Below are 17,364 nucleotides of genomic sequence, written 5' to 3'. Positions count from 1 at the left end.
CACAGACGACAGAGTTGAGGGGCCTTCGGGCCCCTTTTCTATAGCAAACACGTCAGCGACGGCTTTCAGGAGTTTCCCGCCCTATGGCACAGCCCACCTCTCTTGAACGCCGCCTTGGTGACTGGCTCCGCGCCCGCCTGCCGCACGGGGTCACGGAACTGGTCATGTTCACGGTCAAAATGGGCTGGGCCTCGCTTTTCGGCGGGCTGCTCCTGATCGCCATGCTCGTCACCCACAGCCTCTGGCAGGCGGACTGGCCCATCGCCCGCTATGACGCGCTTTTGCTCTACGCCCTGGCGCTACAACTGCTGTTTCTGTTCTTCCGCCTTGAGACCCTCTCGGAAGCCAAGGTGATCCTGTTGTTCCACCTCACAGGCACCATTATGGAGATTTTCAAACTGCATATGGGAAGCTGGGATTACCCCGGTGCAGGGCTGATCAAAATCGGCGGTGTGCCTCTGTTTTCCGGCTTCATGTATGCCTCCGTCGGCAGTTTCATGGCCCGCGCCATTCGCCTGTTTGACATGCGTTTTGCGCCCTACCCGCCCTATTGGGCCAGCCTGTTGTTTGCAGGCGCGATTTACATGAATTTTTTCACCCACCACTTCGGGCCGGACATCCGCATCGGACTTTTTGCCGCCTCGCTGATCCTCTACGCCCGCACCCGTGTCTGGTATCGTATCGGTCAATGGCACTGGATGCCCATGCCCGTGGCGGGCGTGCTTTCCGCCTTTTTCCTCTGGATCGCGGAAAACATCGGGACGGCGACGAAAATCTGGCTCTACAACGGCCAGATGGCGGGCGACATGGTCGGATTTTCAAAGATGGGGTCGTGGTATCTCTTGCTTTATGTGAGCTTTGTCACCGTCACACTAGTGCAACGCGATGCACTGGACCCGCAGCAGTTTACACCAGACCACGCCAGACCATAACCGCAAGAACCAGCCCGATGGTCACGAAAACCACAAAGGCCAGCACCGCCACAAGGTCGAGAAACCGGTTCTTGCGGCGGGTTTTCACATCCTGACGCTCAAGGAAATAGGTCAGCTCCTTGAACGCTTTGTCGACCTTCTTGTGCGCCACCTGCTGCGCCAGTTTCGGATGTGCTTCCAAGGCCATAGCCTCGACAATCACTGCCGCCTGCTTGCGCGCCCAGCGCGGGAGGCGGCGGCCTGCGTGTTTGACCTTGGCCTCGAACCCCTCCCCCGCACGCACACCAAGACGCTCCCGCATCAGCGTGGCAAGGTTTTCGGCTCTATGGGTCACGGAATGGTCCATACGGTCTTTTAGAACGCGATCCGAAAAGTGGGAACCGGTTTCTGGATAAATAACATAACCCGCAAAAAACGGGTTTGCTGCGCTGCGCCAAGGCGCTATCTCTCGGATATGTTGCACACGGAATTCCACGGTCACCCGACCGACGCCTCACCCCTCCTGATCGTCCACGGCCTGTTCGGCTCTGCCCGGAACTGGGGCGTGATCTCGAAACGTCTGTCCGATACGCGACTTGTGGCCGCCGTGGACCAGCGTAACCACGGGGACAGTCCGCGTTTTCCGACCCAGAGCTATGAGGATATGGCCGCCGATCTGGCCGAGGTTCTGGAGCCTCTGGTGGCCGAGCATGGCCCCTGTCACGTCATGGGGCACTCTATGGGCGGCAAGGCGGTGATGGTGCTCGCACTCACGCGGCCCGAACTGATCAAGTCCTTGATTGTTGCGGATATTTCGCCCGTCGCTTACAGCCACGACAACACGCCGCTCATTGAGGCCATGCGCAAAATCGACCTTGAAAAAGTGGAGCGGCGCTCGGATGCGGACCGGCAACTGGCGCGGGATGTTCTGGATGCGGGCGTGCGGGCATTTTTGCTGCAAAGCCTTGTTGTCAAAGAGAAACGCTGGCTTTTGAACCTTGATGTTCTGGAGGCGGAAATGCCGAAGATCGTCGGTTTCCCTGACGTGTCCGGCACGTTTGAAGGGCCGACATTTTTCCTGTCTGGCGGCGAAAGCACCTATGTCGAGCGCGACCACCGCGCACGCTCCAAAGCCCTGTTCCCGAACGCAAAATTCGCCTCCATCCCCGGCACGGGCCATTGGCTCCACGCCGAAAAGCCCCGCGAATTCGAGGCGGCCATGCGCACATGGATGGACTCTGTGGACGCGAAAACCTGACCACACACACGACCCCTTCGGGCCATTCCATCCGCCCACGGCTCCGTCCAAAAGCCGCTCACAGAGATACCCCCGCTCCGCTTTGATCGGGGCAAAATCAGGTGTCGGCAAACCGTCGGATACCTGTCGGACTTGTGTCGGGCAGATTCCCTGACGCATCTGACGCCGCATCCGGCCTGACGCAGCGGTTCCGCGCCGCCCCTCCACGAAAACAAACGGGCCGCGAAAACAAACGGGAACCAACTGCGCCCGTCCCGCGTTTCCTTCCCAACTGCATATCAAGGAGACTGACATGAAACGTGTGATGATTATGGGACTGACCCTTCTGGCGCTGGCTGCTTGCGAGACCATCGACGGGGCCGGACAAGACCTCTCGACCGCCGGTGACGCGCTGTCGCAGGAAAGCCGTGAGGTGCAAAGCGATATGTGAGCCGCCTCCCTCCCACGGCTCTCTGCGCGCCGGTGGATTGTCCTCGATCTTCCTCCCCTCAGGATCAGGACGCCCACCGGCGCTTTTTATACCGCCTTTTCAAACCGCATATTCTTCCGCACGCACGTCCCCACGCAACACCACACGCCCACGCGACGCCCGCACGGGCCATACATCCGAAAACCTGAGCGCTCTTGCTCAGAGCCCGACAAAACCCGCACAGGCACAAAGCTTGCACCGCCGGAAACGGGCGGCAAAAAGAGGGTATGACACAAAGCCCCTCCCTTGATCGCCCGCTGTTGGGCATGGTCATGATGATGACCTATTGCGCCATTGCGCCCATCATTGATGTTTTTGCCAAACTCGCCGCCGAAGAGCATGCGGTTGGCCAGATCACCGCTGCGCGGTTTCTGGTGCAAGGGGCGATTCTTCTGCCCGTGGCGCTGGGGATGCGCCTCACTCTGGTGCGCAGCCGACGCGACGCGGGGCTGATCTTTCTGCGCGGCCTGTTCACACTGGCCGCCACCTTCACCTTTGTCTGGGCGGTCTCCATCATGCCCTTGGCCAATGCTCTGGCGATCACCTTTGTCGAACCTTTCATCATCCTGCTGCTCGGCTGGGCGCTGTTCGGTGAAGAGGTCGGCCCGCGCCGCATCCTTGCCTCGCTTGTGGGATTTCTCGGCGTGCTGATTGTGGTGCGCCCCGGCCTTCTGGCCTTTGGCACAGCCGCACTCCTGCCGCTGGCCTCAGGGTTCTTTTTCGCCTGCTACATGCTCGTGACCCGCGCCTTGCGCAGCTATCATCCCGTTGCCCTGCAAAGCTCCACTGCCATCGCCACGCTGGTGGTCGCGCTGCCGCTGTTGATGATCTTCGACGGCTCCGGCGGGATGTTCGACCCCAGCCTGCCGCAGGGCAAATACTGGATCTGGCTTCTGGGCGTCGGCGTGGCCGCCACCGTGTCACATCAGGGTCTGACGCTGGCGCTCAACATGGCACCTTCGGCCACCATCGCGCCGCTGGCCTATCTGGAACTGGCCTTCTCCACCCTTGCGGGACTGCTGATCTTTCACGACTTCCCCTCGCCTATCGTCTGGCTCGGCATTGCGGTGATCGTGGCAGCGGGGCTTTACCTGATCCACCGCGAGCGGATCAACCACCAGAAACCGAATGTGCCGGGCGACCCGACAGCCTCCTAACGGCGTGAACAGACCGTGCGGAGGCGTAGCCCCTCAGGCGGTCAGGCCCAGACCGGCGCGGCGATGAGACGGGACACCAGATCGGCGTCACAGGCCGCGCGCGGCAGGATCACCATCATCCCCGGCTGGTCGAATTGCAAATGCACCGAAGGGCCGACCGCTTCGTTGGATGTCCCGATCCGCCCGTCGGGGGCAAAAGGCAGCCCGTCGATAGGCCAGCGCAGCCCGTCAGAGCGCCCCTGCACCGCCGCCATCGGAAACAGCGAGACACGTTGACCGACCGTGGTCGGCAGGGTCAGCTCCGGCGGGGCCATGAAGGACACATCTTCCGCCCCGAGGATCACACAGCGCCGGTAGGCAAAGCGGGTGAGCGTTGCGTAGACCGCCAGTTCGTGATCAATCCGCGCGCCCGTGAATCCCACGCCGAAAATCATCGGGGCGTCGATACGGGTCAGACATTTCTCGAAATCCGTGCTGTCCTGTTCGGGCACATGGCAGAGACGGTCTGCGGGAATACGCGCGCGGTGGGCCTCCGTCAGGCTGTCGAAGTCGCCGATCACGCGCTCCGGCATGATTCCCATCTCCAGCGCCTGACCCGCCGCGCCATCGGCCGCCACGAGGCAAGGTGCCTTTTTCATCGTTTCCTGCAACAATGAGGGGCACACCGTCCCGCCACCCAGCAAAGTGACGTTTTTCCGTGTAATAATAACGGGTTCAATGGAATTCATAAGAAAGTGTTACCCTCTTTGCCACATTTTGGACAGGAAATGATCACGACGATTTCCTTGTTCTGTTCCTATTTGAGAACCAATTCGTGGTAAACAGAAAGCCGCTGAGCAAGTCAGAAAGCGAGTTTAGGCATGGTAAACGACAGTAAGATTCTGACCGTATCATATGGGACCTTCTCCTGTACGTTGGAGGGATTCGACGATCCTTTCTCCACGATGCGGTCAATCGCGGAATATTTCCGCGATCTCGCGGCGGATGACCGCTATTTCGGAGCCGAACCCCCGACTCCGGATCCACAGATGCTCCATTCGATCGCGGAAAAGGAAATCCAGCGGCGGGTCGAAGCCCGTGTTCAGGACAATGGTCTTGTCTTGCGCCAGATGGGTGAGACACAGGACGCGCCTGTTTCCGAGCCTGTCGCAGAGCCCGCACCGGTGATGACACCTGCGGCCAAGGCGCCCGAAGCGGCCCCTACCCCGACGGCCCCCGCCCCGCAAGCGCAACAGCCCGCCGCGAAAGCGGAAGAGGCGCGCCCTGCCCCTGCGACAGATGATGTGAAAGCGGCCCAAGCTCAGCCAGCCACCCGCGCCGCCGCTTCTGTCACTGCCGCCGCAGCGGGCAGCACCATCGCAGACAAGCTCGAACGCATCCGCGCCGCCGTTGCCCAGCGCAACCAGACGGATTTCTCCGAAGATCAGAACGTCGCGATGAGCTTCAAAGAGTCCCCCGCGCAGGTCGAGGCCGAAGACACGTTTGACGATGTGAGCTTTGACGAGGCCGATGTGGAGGACGAGGCGCTGACGGCCCAGCCGAAAGACGCCCCCCGCGCCTTCGAGGCCGAGGTTGTCGAGCCGGTGGCTGAAACGGTTGTTGAGCCGGTCGCGAAAGAGATTGCGGAACCGGTTGCCAAAGCCGAAGCCGAAGCCGAAGAAATTTCCAGCACGGCTGCTCCGTTTCAAGAGGCTGCGGCGATTATTTCCGAAATGAATGCGGAAATCGCCAATGAAAACAGCCAGGTCGAGGTTGCTGACACTGTCGAAGAAGAGGTTGCCGAAGAGATCGTCGAGGAAGCTTCCGAGGACGATGCAAAACTCGACAACATCCTGTCCTCGCTGACCGCGGAAGACGAAGAAGTCGAAGACACCGCCGCCGAGCCGCATGAAATGGACCCGAATCTGGCCGCCGACATCGCGGAGTCTGCCGCGGCGGTAGAGGACGACATTGAGGACGAAACGGCTGATCTGGCCGACGATCCGCTCAGCCGCGTGCGGGCGCGTATGGAAGACATGCCGCAGGCCGAAGAGGTTAAAGAGATCGTTGCAGAGGCTGAGGTCATCGAAGCAGAGGTGCTTGACGCCGACGAAGCTGAAGACGACGACATCACTTCCACCCTGCGCCGTGAACTCGGGGCGTCTTCGCTCGACGAAGAAGCCGAAGAAGACTTGATGCGCGAACTCGCAGAGGTTGCCGCCATCGCAGCCGAACCGGAAACTGCGGAAGAAGACGCGCTGGACGATGACGCGCCGGAAGTCCTCTTTATGGAAACCGACGAGAGCGATGACAGCGAGTATGACGATGATGCGGACAATGTGTTCGACACCTCTGACGCCTCTGTATCGCGCCTTCTGGACGAGACGGATCGCGAAATGGCGAAGGGCGAAAACACCCGCCGCCGCAATGCGATCGAACATCTGAAAGCCGCCGTGGGCGCCATCCGTGCTGAGAAATCCGGCGCGAAGGACGCCACCGACGAAGACGATGCGCAAGAGTATAAAGAAGACCTCGCCCGTGTTGTCCGTCCGACCCGTCCCGAAGGCGGTCACAAGACCCGCCGCAAACTGCCGCCGCTGATGCTTGTGTCCGAACAACGGATCGACCCGCCGGCGGACCTGCCTAGCGGCGCAGACATCACACCGGTGCGCCCGCGCCGCGTGTCGCGTGCCGCTCTGGCCGTTCAGGAAGCCGAGAACTTCGACGAAGCGGATGCGATCGCCGAAGTGGCTCCCGAAAAAGGCACGACCTTTACGGAATTTGCCGAAACGCTCGGGGCCGAAAGCCTGCCCGAACTGCTCGAAGCCGCCACGGCGTTCTCCAACTTTGTGCAGGGCCGCGAAACCGTGACCCGTCCGCAGATCATGCATCTGGCACAAGAGGCCATGCCGGAAGACATGCCGGTCGAGGAACGCCTGCGCTCTTTCGGCCAGCTTCTACGCCAAGGCAAGATCCGCAAACTGAGCCGTGGCAGATTCGCCGTGGCCGAAAGCACACGGTTCAAACTGCGCTAACGTCGCTCACAAGACAAAAAAGAGGCCGCCCGTTGAGGCGGCCTTTTTTGTATTCTGATTATAAATCCACGACTTAGCGCGTATCGTCCCGATCTTGCGGTTCGTCGGGGTTGGCCTGGCCAATCCCTTTGAACACCGCCTTGAGCGGGAAGGCCCAGAGCACGCCAAGCCCGACATAGATCAGAAGCTCGACCCAGATCGTCGGGCGCTCGATCTGGTTCACCAGTGTCACGGCCAGCACGATATAGGCGGGCAACCCCAACACGAGAATCAGAAGCGACAGACGACGCCGGTTTTTGTAGCTCAGGGCCATGCGATCAATCCGCGAAAGGATCGGTTACAAGGATCGTGTCCTCGCGTTCGGGGCTTGTAGAGAGCAAGGCCACCGGACATTCGATCAGTTCTTCGACGCGGCGGACGTATTTCACCGCATTGGCCGGAAGGTCGTTCCAGCTGCGCGCGCCTTCGGTCGACTCGGACCAGCCCGGCATTTCCTCATAGATCGGAGTGCAACGCGCCTGTTCGTCGGCGGCGGTCGGCAGATAGTCGAGCTTTTTGCCGTCCAGTTCGTAGCCGACACAGATTTTCAGCGTCTCGAACCCGTCCAGCACGTCGAGCTTGGTGAACGAGATGCCCGTCACGCCGGAGGTGGCGCAGGTCTGGCGCACAAGGGCGGCATCGAACCAACCACAGCGGCGCTGACGCCCTGTCACCGTGCCGAACTCATGGCCGCGCTCGCCAAGACGTTGACCGTCGGCGTCCTGCAATTCGGTCGGGAACGGCCCTTCGCCCACGCGGGTGGTGTAGGCTTTCACAATGCCGAGGACGTAATCAATCGCGCCCGGTCCCATGCCAACGCCTGTCGCGGCCTGACCGGCGATCACGTTCGACGAGGTCACAAAGGGATAGGTGCCGAAATCAATGTCGAGCAGCGCGCCTTGCGCCCCTTCGAACAGGATGCGTTTTCCGGCTTTGCGTTTCTCTTTGAGAACCTTCCAGACCGGCGCCGCATAGGGCAGGATTTCCTTGGCGATCTCTTTGAGATCATTGATCAGACGCTCGCGGTCCACCGGCGCGATGCCGAGGCCCCGACGCAGCGGGTCGTGGTGCTGAAGCGCACGGTCCACGCGGGCGATGAGTGTTTCTTCGTCGGCCAGATCAGCCACGCGCACAGAACGGCGGCCCACTTTGTCTTCATAGGCCGGTCCGATCCCGCGACCGGTGGTGCCGATCTTGGTGCCTTTGCTGGCGGCTTCTTCACGGGCGCGATCAAGCTCGCCGTGAATCGGCAGGATCAGCGGCGTGTTTTCGGCGACCATCAGGGTCTCCGGCGTGATCTCGACGCCCTGCTCGCGGATTTTGGCGATCTCTTTGACCAGATGCCACGGATCGAGCACGACCCCGTTGCCGATCACCGACAGCTTGCCGCCGCGCACCACGCCCGAGGGCAATGCGTTCAGCTTGTATACTTTTCCATCAATGACGAGCGTGTGGCCCGCGTTGTGTCCGCCCTGAAAGCGCGCAATCACATCTGCGCGCTCGGAGAGCCAGTCCACGATCTTGCCTTTTCCCTCGTCACCCCATTGGGCGCCGACAACGACGACGTTAGCCATAGTGAGTCCTTATGAACGGATGAAACCCGTCGCTGTATAGCGGCCCCGACAGGGTGATGAAACCCTTATCTGGGACGCCCCGCCCCGCGTGGATTTCGCCACCAATCGCACGGAACCCGACAGAAGGGACCAGATCGGGGTTGCGTGATGCCCATAGACCACTTAAGTAGCCCCATCGAACGACCCCTAAAGGCCTGATCCATGGAAAATGTCATTCTCGTTGTCCACCTGATCCTCGCGCTCTGCCTCATTGGCATCGTGTTGCTCCAGCGTTCCGAAGGTGGCGGCCTTGGTATGGGCGGTGGCGGCGACGTCATGACCGGCCGTGCGGCTGCGACCGCATTGGGCAAGATGACATGGATTTTCGCCATCGGCTTTATCGCCACGTCCATCACCCTGACGGTTCTGGCCCGCAAGGAAGCGGCATCGAGCTCCGTGATGGATGGTGTTGCGGTTGAAGAGGTTCTGCCGGCCGACGAGGGAAGCCCTGCACTGCCGTCGGGCTCCGATCTTTTGCCACCGAGCACGACCGACGCACCTGTCGCTCCGCCGCGCGCCGACTGATCTAAGCATCAGATTTAACAAGACCTTGAGGGTTGAGGGGAAAATCCCCTCAACATGTTGCGGTTTGGTTGCACGGGATGGCCGAATCTGTTACTTCTTAAATCCCGTGAACCACGTTGTTTTGAGCAGGGGTCAGCCGGTCGACGAGATCGGGCAAATGGCCATTGGAACAACGTAAAAACAAGAATTCGGACTATCACGGGAGCATCTCCAGCCCATGGCACGCTACGTTTTCATCACCGGCGGTGTGGTTTCTTCTCTTGGCAAAGGCCTCGCCTCTGCCGCGTTGGGCGCATTGTTGCAGGCCCGCGGCTATTCGGTCCGCCTGCGCAAGCTCGATCCTTACCTGAACGTCGACCCCGGCACGATGAGTCCGTTCGAGCATGGTGAGGTGTTTGTCACCGACGATGGCGCGGAAACCGACCTCGATCTCGGGCATTACGAACGCTTCACCGGCGTTTCGGCGCGTGCGACAGATTCGATTTCCTCGGGCCGCGTCTACACCAATGTGCTGGAGAAAGAGCGCCGCGGCGACTATCTGGGCAAAACGATTCAGGTGATCCCGCATGTCACCAACGAGATCAAGGACTTCCTCGCCGTGGGCGATGACGAGGTTGATTTCATGCTCTGCGAGATCGGCGGCACGGTGGGCGACATCGAAGGTCTGCCCTTCTTCGAGGCCATCCGCCAGTTCGCACAGGACCGCCCGCGCGGCCAGTGTATCTTCATGCACCTGACACTGCTGCCCTATATTGCCGCGTCCGGCGAGTTGAAGACCAAGCCGACCCAACACTCCGTGAAAGAACTGCGCACCATCGGGTTGCAGCCGAACGTGCTGGTCTGCCGCTCCGAGCATCCGATTCCGGAGAAGGAACGCGAGAAGATCGCGCTGTTCTGTAACGTCCGCAAAGAGGATGTGATCGCCGCGCCCGATCTGAAATCCATCTACGAGGCCCCGCTGGCCTATCACCGCGAAGGGCTGGATCAGGCCGTGCTCGACGCGTTCAGCATCGCACCCGCGCCCAAGCCCGACCTGTCCACATGGCATGACGTAGCCGACCGGATTTTCAATCCCGAAGGCGAGGTCAAAGTCGCCATCGTCGGCAAATATGTCCAGCTTGAGGACGCCTATAAATCCATTGCAGAGGCGCTCACCCACGGCGGCATGGCCAACCGTGTGAAGGTCAAGGTCGACTGGGTGGATGCGGAAACCTTCGAACACGAAGATCCCGCCCCCTATCTCGAAGGTTATGACGCCATTCTGGTCCCCGGCGGCTTTGGCGAACGCGGCACAGAGGGCAAGATCAAAGCGGCGCAATTCGCCCGTGAACGCAAGGTGCCCTATCTGGGTATCTGCCTCGGCATGCAGATGGCCGTGATCGAAGCGGCACGCAATCTGGCGGGGATCGAGGCCGCAGGTTCCGAAGAATTCGACCACGAAGCGGGCAAGAAACGGTTCGAGCCGGTGGTTTACCACCTCAAGGAATGGGTGCAGGGCAATCACACCGTGCGCCGCAAATCCGACGACGACAAGGGCGGCACCATGCGTCTTGGTGCCTATACGGCGACGCTCAAAGAGGGCTCCAAAGTGGCGGAGATCTATGGCTCGACCAAGATCGAGGAACGCCACCGTCACCGCTACGAGGTGGACACGAAATATCGTGAGAAGCTCGAAGAATGCGGGCTGATCTTCTCCGGCATGTCGCCGGACGGACGCCTGCCGGAGATCGTCGAGGCCAAGGATCACCCGTGGTATATCGGGGTGCAATATCACCCCGAGCTGAAGTCGAAACCCTTCGCTCCGGCCCCGCTCTTCCGCGATTTCATCCGCGCGGCAAAAGAAAACTCGCGGCTGGTGTAAGTGCCTGTCGCAACGGTTTGAAAGGCGCTCTTCGGAGCGCCTTTTTTTATGATCCGATTTACAGCCCGAACTATGCCCCGATCTATGGCCTGACTTTCGGCCTATAACCTTGCGACAAGCTTGCGTGTTTGCGAGGCGCTTTAGTGCAGGCTCAAGATCACTTCGATGTCGCGCAGGGAAAGACGCTGCATCAAATGCCGCTCTTCGCCGTTGAGGGATTTGCCCGCTTCGATCTGGTCCTTGAGCAAGACCGCAATTTCAGGCGTGGATTTGTAATAGAATTCCGGTTTCGCCTCGCTCAACTCTTTCACGAGACGGGTGAGAATCTTTTTCTGTTTCTCGGAATCAAGCTCGTTTTTCTTATCCTGAAGCATGGCGTAAACCTTTCGCGTTCATTTCGCGTTCATTGTGAGTCGCACAGTGTGAATCGAAGAGCGACTCTTGAGCTTTGACTCTAGGGCTTTGCGGTTTCAATACAAACGCGCGCCGGAGGATGCGGCACGCTGCCTCATGTGCGCACGGAAAAACTGGCCAGCGCCTGCGCCAGATCAACGCCCTGCTCGCCCGACCCCATAAGCCCCTCATAGGTGCCTCTCTGGTCCTCGGCAGAGCGGTGTTGATTGACCTTCCACTTGCCTTCCAGCCGCTCGGCGGCAAACCGCAGCCCGATGATGCCCCGTTTCAGCGCAGCGATATAGGGCACGGGCGCATCGGCCACGGACCACGGCTCGGCCCGTCCGGCCTCGTGGCGATGGGTCAGCGCGTTGAGATGCCCGCCAAGTTCGGCCGCCCCGTCAAACGTCTCGAAAGCCCCGTGCGCATGGACCACGATATAGGACCATGTCGGCACAACTTTGCCGTGCTCCTGTTTGGACGGATAGAAAGACGGCGAGACATAGGCTTGCGGCCCCTGAAAGATCAGGACAGAGCGCGCACCGGCCAGTTTCCAATGTGCATTGGCGCGGGCCATGTGGGTCTCGATCACCGTCTGTCCCGCCTCCTCGCGCAGTACAACGGGAAGGTGGCTGATCTCGATTCCCTCGGCATGAGGCGTCACAAGAGCGGCAAAACCGATCTCGGCCATCGCATGGCGCAGGGTTTCGGGGTCGTCGATGGCGGATTGGTTCGGTCTATACATGGCGTCCTGCTTTGCTGGTGCCCGTGTCACAGATGTCATAGGCCTATGCGTGTCAGGCCTAACATGCCGCCCGCGCCGTCGCACTTGTTTTCGCGGCCTTTTTGCGACCTGCCCTTCGCGGCCCGTGCCCGCATTCAGACGCATGGCACAGCGGGCGCCGATCCGCTGCCCGTGAATGCGGCATCCTTGGTTATTTGGTCGCACAAAGGGCTGCATTCCTTTTCCATCAAGAAACCGTCATGTATGCATGGTTAAAGCATTTCAAAATAGAACAATGGCCACTTGGACCACATCTACCGTTTGCGCGGTCGATCCGGCCACATACGCAAAGAGAAAGGACGGAGCAGATCATGAGCTTTGATAAAGACGCCCAGGACTGGCTGGAAGCGGAACTCGCAGACACGCTGGACGAGGAGTGGGAAATCGAGCTTGAGGACTCCATTCTGTCGCGGGAAATCAAGAAGATTTACATGAAAGAGCATCCCGATATTCTCGACCGCTCTGTGTATTTCCGCGAATTGTTGCGCCTTCAGGCAGAGTTGATCAAGCTGCACGACTGGGTCGAGCAGACGGGTCAGAAGATCGTTGTGCTGTTCGAAGGCCGCGATTCTGCGGGTAAGGGCGGCGTCATCAAGCGGATCACCCAGCGTCTCAACCCGCGTGTTGTGCGTGTGGTCGCGCTGCCTGCGCCTTCGGATCGTGAAAAGAGCCAGTGGTATTTCCAACGCTATGTGCCGCACCTGCCAGCGGCGGGGGAAATGGTGCTGTTCGATCGCTCGTGGTATAACCGTTCCGGCGTCGAGCGCGTCATGGGCTTTGCCGACGAAGATCAGGTCGAACAGTTCTTTCAGGACGTTCCCGAATTTGAACGCATGTTGGTGCGTTCCGGCATCAAGGTGGTGAAATACTGGTTCTCGATCACCGACGAGGAACAGCAGATGCGATTCCTCATGCGGATCCACGACCCGATGAAACAGTGGAAACTGTCGCCGATGGACCTGCAATCGCGCATCCGTTGGGAGGATTACACCAAGGCCAAGGAGGACACGTTCTTCCGCACCAATATCCCCGAAGCGCCGTGGTATATCGTTGAGGGCAATGACAAGAAACGTGCGCGTCTGAACTGCATCGACCACCTTCTGTCGCTCTTCGATTACGAGGAAATCCCGCATGAAGAGGTGCAACTGCCCGAGCGCGTCTACAACAAGGACTACGAGCGTGCGGTGTTGCCGCCTGAGCTTTATGTGCCGAAGAAATACTGATCCGGCCTGAGGCTTTGATCCAGACCATGACGCCCGCAGAGAGTTTGCGGGCGTTTTCTTTTGGCGGGCATCATGCGCGATCCGCCACGCGGGAACGTGAACAGCGCGTCTGATGCAGGCCCCTTTCCCTGCGCCCCGCCCTGCCCTATATGGCATCTATGTTTGGTGATTTTCTCAAAACCCTGCTGCAACCGGCGCCCGCGCCCCTGCAAGACACAGACGCCCGCCGCGCGATGGCCGCGCTTTTGGTGCGGGTGGCGCGCTCTGACGGGCATTATGCCCCCGAAGAGGCCGAGCGCATCGAAAAACTGCTGCGGCAGCGTTATGGGCTGGGGCCGTTCGAGGCCGCGAGTTTGCGCGCCGAAGCCGAGCAGCTCGAATCCGAAGCCCCCGACACCGTGCGCTTCACCCGTGCGCTCAAGGAGGCCGTGCCCTATGAAGAGCGCATCCATGTGATCGAAGGGCTCTGGTCCGTGGTTCTGGCCGACGGGGTGCGCGATCAGGACGAGGATGCGCTGTTGCGGCTGGTGGCCAATCTGCTGGGCGTGAAGGATCAGGACAGTGCGCTGGCACGCCAACGGGTCGAGGCCGGTCACTGATCTCCCGCGCATCGAGAATCGCCGCTTTCCGTGACCGGTAGCACCCGTTTCGCCCCTGTCTGCACCGAAAACCACAGGCGCGGAGCGCCCAAGCCCTGAGCGATACGGGGCGGTTTGATCAAAAAAATGGCGATACGCTGGGGCAATCTGCTGATGATTGTTGCATCTGCCAAAGCTTTAGCCCTAATTCTTGGCGATGCTGACCAAAGATTCAAATTCCGCAACACCCGTCATCGAGATTCGTGATCTGCACAAATCCTACGGTGATCTCGAAGTGCTCAAAGGCGTGTCCATGATCGCACCCCGCGGCCATGTCACCTCGCTCATCGGGTCTTCGGGCTCCGGCAAATCCACGCTTTTGCGCTGTGCCAACCTGTTGGAAGACAGCCAGCAAGGCGAAATCATCTTTAATGGCGAACCGATTTTGTGGAAGGGCGCAGGGCTTGACCGGCGTCCGGCGGACCGCAAACAGGTGACACGCATCCGCACCAACCTCTCTATGGTGTTCCAGCAGTTCAACCTCTGGGCCCATATGACCATCCTGCAAAATGTCATGGAAGCGCCGGTCACGGTCATGGGCCGCGACAAGGCAGAGGTCGAGGAAAAGGCACGGATGTATCTCGACAAGGTGGGCATCGGCGACAAATGCGATGTCTATCCGGCGCAGATGTCCGGTGGCCAGCAACAACGCGCCGCGATTGCCCGTGCACTATGCATGGAGCCGCAGGCGCTTTTGTTCGACGAGCCGACATCGGCGCTTGATCCCGAACTTGAACAAGAGGTCATCAAGGTCATCAAGGCGCTCGCCGAAGAAGGCCGCACCATGATTATCGTGACCCATGACATGCGCATGGCGGCGGATATTTCCGACCATGTCGTGTTCCTTCACAAAGGGCTGATCGAAGAAGAGGGCCACCCGTCCGATCTCTTCGGCAATCCCAAATCCGAACGGCTCAAACAGTTCCTCAGCGCGACTGTTCCGGCCTAAACAAAAGCGCTATCAACGGGAGACTTCACATGAAAAAACTGATCCTTTCCGCGGCCGCCCTTGCCCTTATGGCAGGTGCCGCTTCCGCCGAAACCGTCCGTCTGGGCACCGAGGGCGCCTACCCTCCGTATAACTACATCGACGACAACGGCGAAGTGGCCGGTTTCGAACGTGTTCTGGGGGACGAGCTTTGCGCCCGCGCCGAGCTTGAGTGCGAATGGGTAACCAACGACTGGGATTCGATCATCCCGAACCTGCTCTCCGGCAACTACGATGCCATCATCGCCGGCATGTCCATCACAGAAGAGCGCATGGAAAAGATCGACTTTTCCCAAAACTACACACCGCCCTCCTACTCCGCCTATGCGGCTCTGAGCGAAGATGCGGACCTCGAAGGCGGCGTGATCGCGGCGCAGGCCTCCACCATCCAGTCGCAGCACATTGTCGACAGCGGCGCGACCCTGCTTGAATACCCGTCCTTCGAAGACAGCCTTGCCGCGATGGTCTCCGGCGAAGCCGACGCTGTTTTTGCCGACAAAGACACGCTTGTGCCGGTCGTTGACGAAGGCTCTGCCATGTGGGTCGGCGAAGACATCGCGCTTTCCGTCGGCATCGGCATGGGGTTCCGCAAATCCGACCCCGAGCTGCGCGCCAAGTTTGATGCCGCCATCGCGTCCATGAAAGAAGACGGCACGCTCAACGAAATGATCCTCGAATATCTGGGCGAAGACAGCCCCGTCTTCGAATAATCATTTCCCGAGTTTCAAACACAGACGGGGCGTTCACGCGCCCCGTCCTTTGACCAAGCCCCCTGCGAACAGGTGTCCCATCTTTTCCTATTGCGCTGATCCCGACACGCTGGACCGCCTTGCGTGGTTGAGTTGTTATATGACAACCGGAAAGCACATGGCTTTCTACACCTCCTTCGGGACGGTGTTGTTGCTTTTGGCAATCACGGCCCCTCTGGCTCTGGGCTTCGGCTTTATGGCCGCAAGCGGGTCGCGCGCGCATTTCACGCCGGTCAGATGGCTCGCCAATATCTATATGGCCGTGGTGCGCGGCGTGCCCGACATCGCGTTTTTCCTCTTCTTCGTGATCGCACTCGATCAGGGCATCGAATGGATGCGTCATCAGGCGCTTTGTCCCGACTGGGATCAACCGATCCGTCAGGGCAATGATTTCATCGTCTGTCAGGCCGCCAAGATGCCGCAGAACTCCGCCCCCGAAATGTATCACCAGATTTACGGCTTTGCGCTGGCGGTGCTGACCTTTGCCATCGTCTTTGGCGCATTTGCAGGCAATGTTCTGGCCGGTGCGTTCAAGGCGGTGCCCTACGGGCAGATCGAAACCGCAGAAGCCTATGGCATGACCAAGCGTCAGGCGTTTTGGCGGATCATGGTCCCGCAGATGTGGACCTATGCCCTGCCGGGTCTGTCGAACCTCTGGATGGTGCTGATCAAGGCCACCCCGCTATTGTTCCTGCTCGGCGTCGAGGATGTGGTCTATTGGGCACGCGAACTGGGCGGGACCAAGACCGCACGGTTCACCGACTATCCGCATGGCGACTGGCGGATGTATTACTTCTTCGCTCTGCTCGTCTTTTATCTGTTGTTCACGAAAGTCTCCGAAATCGTGCTGACCCGCATCAACCGCAAACTGTCACACGGTCAGGCCACCGCCGCAGGTGAAGCCATGCGCAAAGCGGAGGCCACATCATGAGCTGTGCCGAGACCATCTCGACCTATGCCCTGCGCTCGCTGGGCATCGGGGAGCGCCTGTTGCCGCGCTCCGACATTACCCTGTGCGAACAGTTCACCCTGATCGGCTCGGGGATGTTGTGGAACATCTATTTCGGGCTGCTCGCCATTGTTCTGGGCTTTTTCACGGCGCAGGCCATCGCGCTGGCCAAGGCCTCAAACACCAAGGCCATGCGCAAATCGGCCGAGTGGTTCATCTTTATCTTCCGTGGCTCGCCGCTCTTCATCCAGTTTTTCTTCGGCTATTTCGTCTTTCTCTCCATCAAGCAATCCGTTCCGGCATTCGGCGACCTGACCGACGCATGGCTTGGGGCCGCGATTGTCCTGTGGCTCAACACCACCGCCTATTCCGCCGAAATTTTCTACGGTGCGCTCATGGCCGTGCCCAAGGGCGACACGGAAGCCGCCGATGCCTACGGGTTTTCCGGCTGGCCACGGTTTCGCCGGATCGTCTGGCCGACGATGCTCCGGCTCGCATGGCCGGCCTATACGAACGAGGCGATCTTTATCTTTCACTCCACAACGCTGGTGTTCGTCTCCGGCTTTCCCGCGATCCAGCAAAAGGGGGACGCGCTTTATTACGCCTCCTATTTTGCCGACAAGACGTTTAACCCTTTCATTCCCTACCCGATCCTTGCAGGCTATTTCGTGTTGGTGACGCTTTGCATCATCACCGTCTTTGGTCTGATCGGCAGACGGCTCAACCGTCACCTGCCGGTGGCACGGGACGAACGACCGAAATTTATGGCTCAAATATTCAGATAGTGTGCAAA

Annotated in this window: 19 protein-coding genes; 13 read left to right on the top strand and 6 right to left on the bottom strand. The window is 59.8% G+C overall.

Translation table 11 applies throughout. The features are described from left to right. Positions 1-83 precede the first annotated feature (83 nt). A complete protein-coding gene (locus tag KO492_RS05810; protein ID WP_216044082.1) occupies positions 84-932 on the top strand; it encodes a DUF817 domain-containing protein in 849 nt (282 codons plus the stop codon). Here the strand turns inward: KO492_RS05810 and KO492_RS05805 are convergent. After that, positions 907-1,266, bottom strand: coding sequence for a hypothetical protein (locus KO492_RS05805; protein ID WP_216044081.1), 360 nt, complete (start codon positions 1,264-1,266; stop codon positions 907-909). The genes KO492_RS05810 and KO492_RS05805 overlap by 26 nt on opposite strands. Positions 1,267-1,386: 120 nt before the next feature. Here KO492_RS05805 and KO492_RS05800 point away from each other — a divergent pair, with 120 nt between their 5' ends. The 3 genes from KO492_RS05800 to KO492_RS05790 all read left to right on the top strand — a co-directional run bounded on the left by KO492_RS05800 (position 1,387) and on the right by KO492_RS05790 (position 3,795). Continuing rightward, on the top strand, positions 1,387-2,169 hold the full coding sequence (locus tag KO492_RS05800) for an alpha/beta fold hydrolase (RefSeq protein ID WP_216044080.1): 783 nt from the start codon (positions 1,387-1,389) through the stop codon (positions 2,167-2,169). Positions 2,170-2,461: 292 nt separating this feature from the next. Next, on the top strand, positions 2,462-2,599 hold the full coding sequence (locus KO492_RS05795; protein ID WP_216044079.1) for an entericidin A/B family lipoprotein: 138 nt from the start codon (positions 2,462-2,464) through the stop codon (positions 2,597-2,599). Positions 2,600-2,865: 266 nt separating this feature from the next. Beyond that, positions 2,866-3,795, top strand: coding sequence for a DMT family transporter (locus tag KO492_RS05790; protein WP_216044078.1), 930 nt, complete (start codon positions 2,866-2,868; stop codon positions 3,793-3,795). 41 nt (positions 3,796-3,836) lie between these two features. Here the strand turns inward: KO492_RS05790 and KO492_RS05785 are convergent, their stop codons facing one another. Beyond that, positions 3,837-4,523 carry a thiamine diphosphokinase gene (locus KO492_RS05785; RefSeq protein ID WP_216044077.1) on the bottom strand — a complete coding sequence of 229 codons (687 nt, stop codon included), beginning with the start codon at positions 4,521-4,523 and terminating at the stop codon, positions 3,837-3,839. 132 nt (positions 4,524-4,655) lie between these two features. Between KO492_RS05785 and KO492_RS05780 the strand changes: the two genes are divergently transcribed. After that, on the top strand, positions 4,656-6,809 hold the full coding sequence (locus tag KO492_RS05780) for a hypothetical protein (protein ID WP_216044076.1): 2,154 nt from the start codon (positions 4,656-4,658) through the stop codon (positions 6,807-6,809). Positions 6,810-6,882: 73 nt separating this feature from the next. On the opposite strand, the gene KO492_RS05775 is transcribed toward KO492_RS05780, so the two are convergent. Next, positions 6,883-7,122, bottom strand: a complete 240-nt coding sequence (locus KO492_RS05775; protein WP_216044075.1) for a DUF2842 domain-containing protein — start codon at positions 7,120-7,122, stop codon at positions 6,883-6,885. A gap of 4 nt (positions 7,123-7,126) precedes the next feature. Then, positions 7,127-8,422, bottom strand: coding sequence for an adenylosuccinate synthase (locus KO492_RS05770; protein WP_216044074.1), 1,296 nt, complete (start codon positions 8,420-8,422; stop codon positions 7,127-7,129). A gap of 201 nt (positions 8,423-8,623) precedes the next feature. Here KO492_RS05770 and secG point away from each other — a divergent pair, with 201 nt between their 5' ends. Both secG and KO492_RS05760 read left to right on the top strand, forming a co-directional pair. Further along, on the top strand, positions 8,624-8,986 hold the full coding sequence (gene secG, locus KO492_RS05765; RefSeq protein WP_066603192.1) for a preprotein translocase subunit SecG: 363 nt from the start codon (positions 8,624-8,626) through the stop codon (positions 8,984-8,986). 217 nt (positions 8,987-9,203) lie between these two features. Then, positions 9,204-10,847: a CTP synthase gene (locus KO492_RS05760; RefSeq protein WP_216044073.1), complete on the top strand. Its 1,644-nt coding sequence runs from the start codon at positions 9,204-9,206 to the stop codon at positions 10,845-10,847. A 140-nt stretch (positions 10,848-10,987) separates the two neighbouring features. Here KO492_RS05760 and KO492_RS05755 read toward each other — a convergent pair whose 3' ends face one another. Both KO492_RS05755 and KO492_RS05750 read right to left on the bottom strand, forming a co-directional pair. Then, positions 10,988-11,221 (bottom strand): hypothetical protein, encoded by a 234-nt coding sequence (locus tag KO492_RS05755; RefSeq protein WP_216044072.1) that lies wholly within the window; start codon positions 11,219-11,221, stop codon positions 10,988-10,990. 134 nt (positions 11,222-11,355) lie between these two features. Further along, on the bottom strand, positions 11,356-11,985 hold the full coding sequence (locus tag KO492_RS05750) for an FMN-binding negative transcriptional regulator (protein ID WP_216044071.1): 630 nt from the start codon (positions 11,983-11,985) through the stop codon (positions 11,356-11,358). 350 nt (positions 11,986-12,335) lie between these two features. On the opposite strand from KO492_RS05750, the gene ppk2 reads away from it, so the two are divergent. The 6 genes from ppk2 (at position 12,336) to KO492_RS05720 (ending at position 17,356) form a co-directional block, all read left to right on the top strand. Next, positions 12,336-13,247 carry a polyphosphate kinase 2 gene (gene ppk2 / locus KO492_RS05745; RefSeq protein ID WP_216044070.1) on the top strand — a complete coding sequence of 304 codons (912 nt, stop codon included), beginning with the start codon at positions 12,336-12,338 and terminating at the stop codon, positions 13,245-13,247. A 158-nt stretch (positions 13,248-13,405) separates the two neighbouring features. Continuing rightward, on the top strand, positions 13,406-13,846 hold the full coding sequence (locus KO492_RS05740; protein WP_216044069.1) for a TerB family tellurite resistance protein: 441 nt from the start codon (positions 13,406-13,408) through the stop codon (positions 13,844-13,846). Between the two features lie 196 nt (positions 13,847-14,042). Continuing rightward, positions 14,043-14,834 carry an ABC transporter ATP-binding protein gene (locus tag KO492_RS05735; RefSeq protein WP_066603181.1) on the top strand — a complete coding sequence of 264 codons (792 nt, stop codon included), beginning with the start codon at positions 14,043-14,045 and terminating at the stop codon, positions 14,832-14,834. 29 nt (positions 14,835-14,863) lie between these two features. Beyond that, on the top strand, positions 14,864-15,583 hold the full coding sequence (locus tag KO492_RS05730) for a transporter substrate-binding domain-containing protein (RefSeq protein WP_216044068.1): 720 nt from the start codon (positions 14,864-14,866) through the stop codon (positions 15,581-15,583). A gap of 79 nt (positions 15,584-15,662) precedes the next feature. Then, on the top strand, positions 15,663-16,553 hold the full coding sequence (locus KO492_RS05725) for an ABC transporter permease (RefSeq protein ID WP_216044339.1): 891 nt from the start codon (positions 15,663-15,665) through the stop codon (positions 16,551-16,553). Further along, the gene (locus KO492_RS05720) at positions 16,550-17,356 is read left to right on the top strand and encodes an ABC transporter permease (protein ID WP_216044067.1); all 807 of its coding nucleotides are present in this window, start codon (positions 16,550-16,552) and stop codon (positions 17,354-17,356) included. Before KO492_RS05725 ends, KO492_RS05720 begins: the two co-directional genes overlap by 4 nt. Positions 17,357-17,364 lie beyond the last annotated feature (8 nt).

Source organism: Celeribacter halophilus, assembly GCF_018860305.1.
Taxonomy (GTDB): domain Bacteria; phylum Pseudomonadota; class Alphaproteobacteria; order Rhodobacterales; family Rhodobacteraceae; genus Celeribacter; species Celeribacter halophilus_A.
This window is presented reverse-complemented; position numbering and strand designations above follow the sequence as displayed.

What these genes read in the sequence shown, in the direction of transcription:
- KO492_RS05810 (WP_216044082.1), top strand. Translation starts at nt 84, where the DNA reads ATGGCACAGCCCACCTCTCTTGAACGCCGCCTTGGTGACTGGCTCCGC.
- KO492_RS05800 (WP_216044080.1), top strand. Translation starts at nt 1,387, where the DNA reads ATGTTGCACACGGAATTCCACGGTCACCCGACCGACGCCTCACCCCTC.
- KO492_RS05795 (WP_216044079.1), top strand. Translation starts at nt 2,462, where the DNA reads ATGAAACGTGTGATGATTATGGGACTGACCCTTCTGGCGCTGGCTGCT.
- KO492_RS05790 (WP_216044078.1), top strand. Translation starts at nt 2,866, where the DNA reads ATGACACAAAGCCCCTCCCTTGATCGCCCGCTGTTGGGCATGGTCATG.
- KO492_RS05785 (WP_216044077.1), bottom strand. Translation starts at nt 4,523, where the DNA reads ATGAATTCCATTGAACCCGTTATTATTACACGGAAAAACGTCACTTTG.
- KO492_RS05780 (WP_216044076.1), top strand. Translation starts at nt 4,656, where the DNA reads ATGGTAAACGACAGTAAGATTCTGACCGTATCATATGGGACCTTCTCC.
- KO492_RS05775 (WP_216044075.1), bottom strand. Translation starts at nt 7,122, where the DNA reads ATGGCCCTGAGCTACAAAAACCGGCGTCGTCTGTCGCTTCTGATTCTC.
- KO492_RS05770 (WP_216044074.1), bottom strand. Translation starts at nt 8,422, where the DNA reads ATGGCTAACGTCGTCGTTGTCGGCGCCCAATGGGGTGACGAGGGAAAA.
- secG (WP_066603192.1), top strand. Translation starts at nt 8,624, where the DNA reads ATGGAAAATGTCATTCTCGTTGTCCACCTGATCCTCGCGCTCTGCCTC.
- KO492_RS05760 (WP_216044073.1), top strand. Translation starts at nt 9,204, where the DNA reads ATGGCACGCTACGTTTTCATCACCGGCGGTGTGGTTTCTTCTCTTGGC.
- KO492_RS05755 (WP_216044072.1), bottom strand. Translation starts at nt 11,221, where the DNA reads ATGCTTCAGGATAAGAAAAACGAGCTTGATTCCGAGAAACAGAAAAAG.
- KO492_RS05750 (WP_216044071.1), bottom strand. Translation starts at nt 11,985, where the DNA reads ATGTATAGACCGAACCAATCCGCCATCGACGACCCCGAAACCCTGCGC.
- ppk2 (WP_216044070.1), top strand. Translation starts at nt 12,336, where the DNA reads ATGAGCTTTGATAAAGACGCCCAGGACTGGCTGGAAGCGGAACTCGCA.
- KO492_RS05740 (WP_216044069.1), top strand. Translation starts at nt 13,406, where the DNA reads ATGTTTGGTGATTTTCTCAAAACCCTGCTGCAACCGGCGCCCGCGCCC.
- KO492_RS05735 (WP_066603181.1), top strand. Translation starts at nt 14,043, where the DNA reads ATGCTGACCAAAGATTCAAATTCCGCAACACCCGTCATCGAGATTCGT.
- KO492_RS05730 (WP_216044068.1), top strand. Translation starts at nt 14,864, where the DNA reads ATGAAAAAACTGATCCTTTCCGCGGCCGCCCTTGCCCTTATGGCAGGT.
- KO492_RS05720 (WP_216044067.1), top strand. Translation starts at nt 16,550, where the DNA reads ATGAGCTGTGCCGAGACCATCTCGACCTATGCCCTGCGCTCGCTGGGC.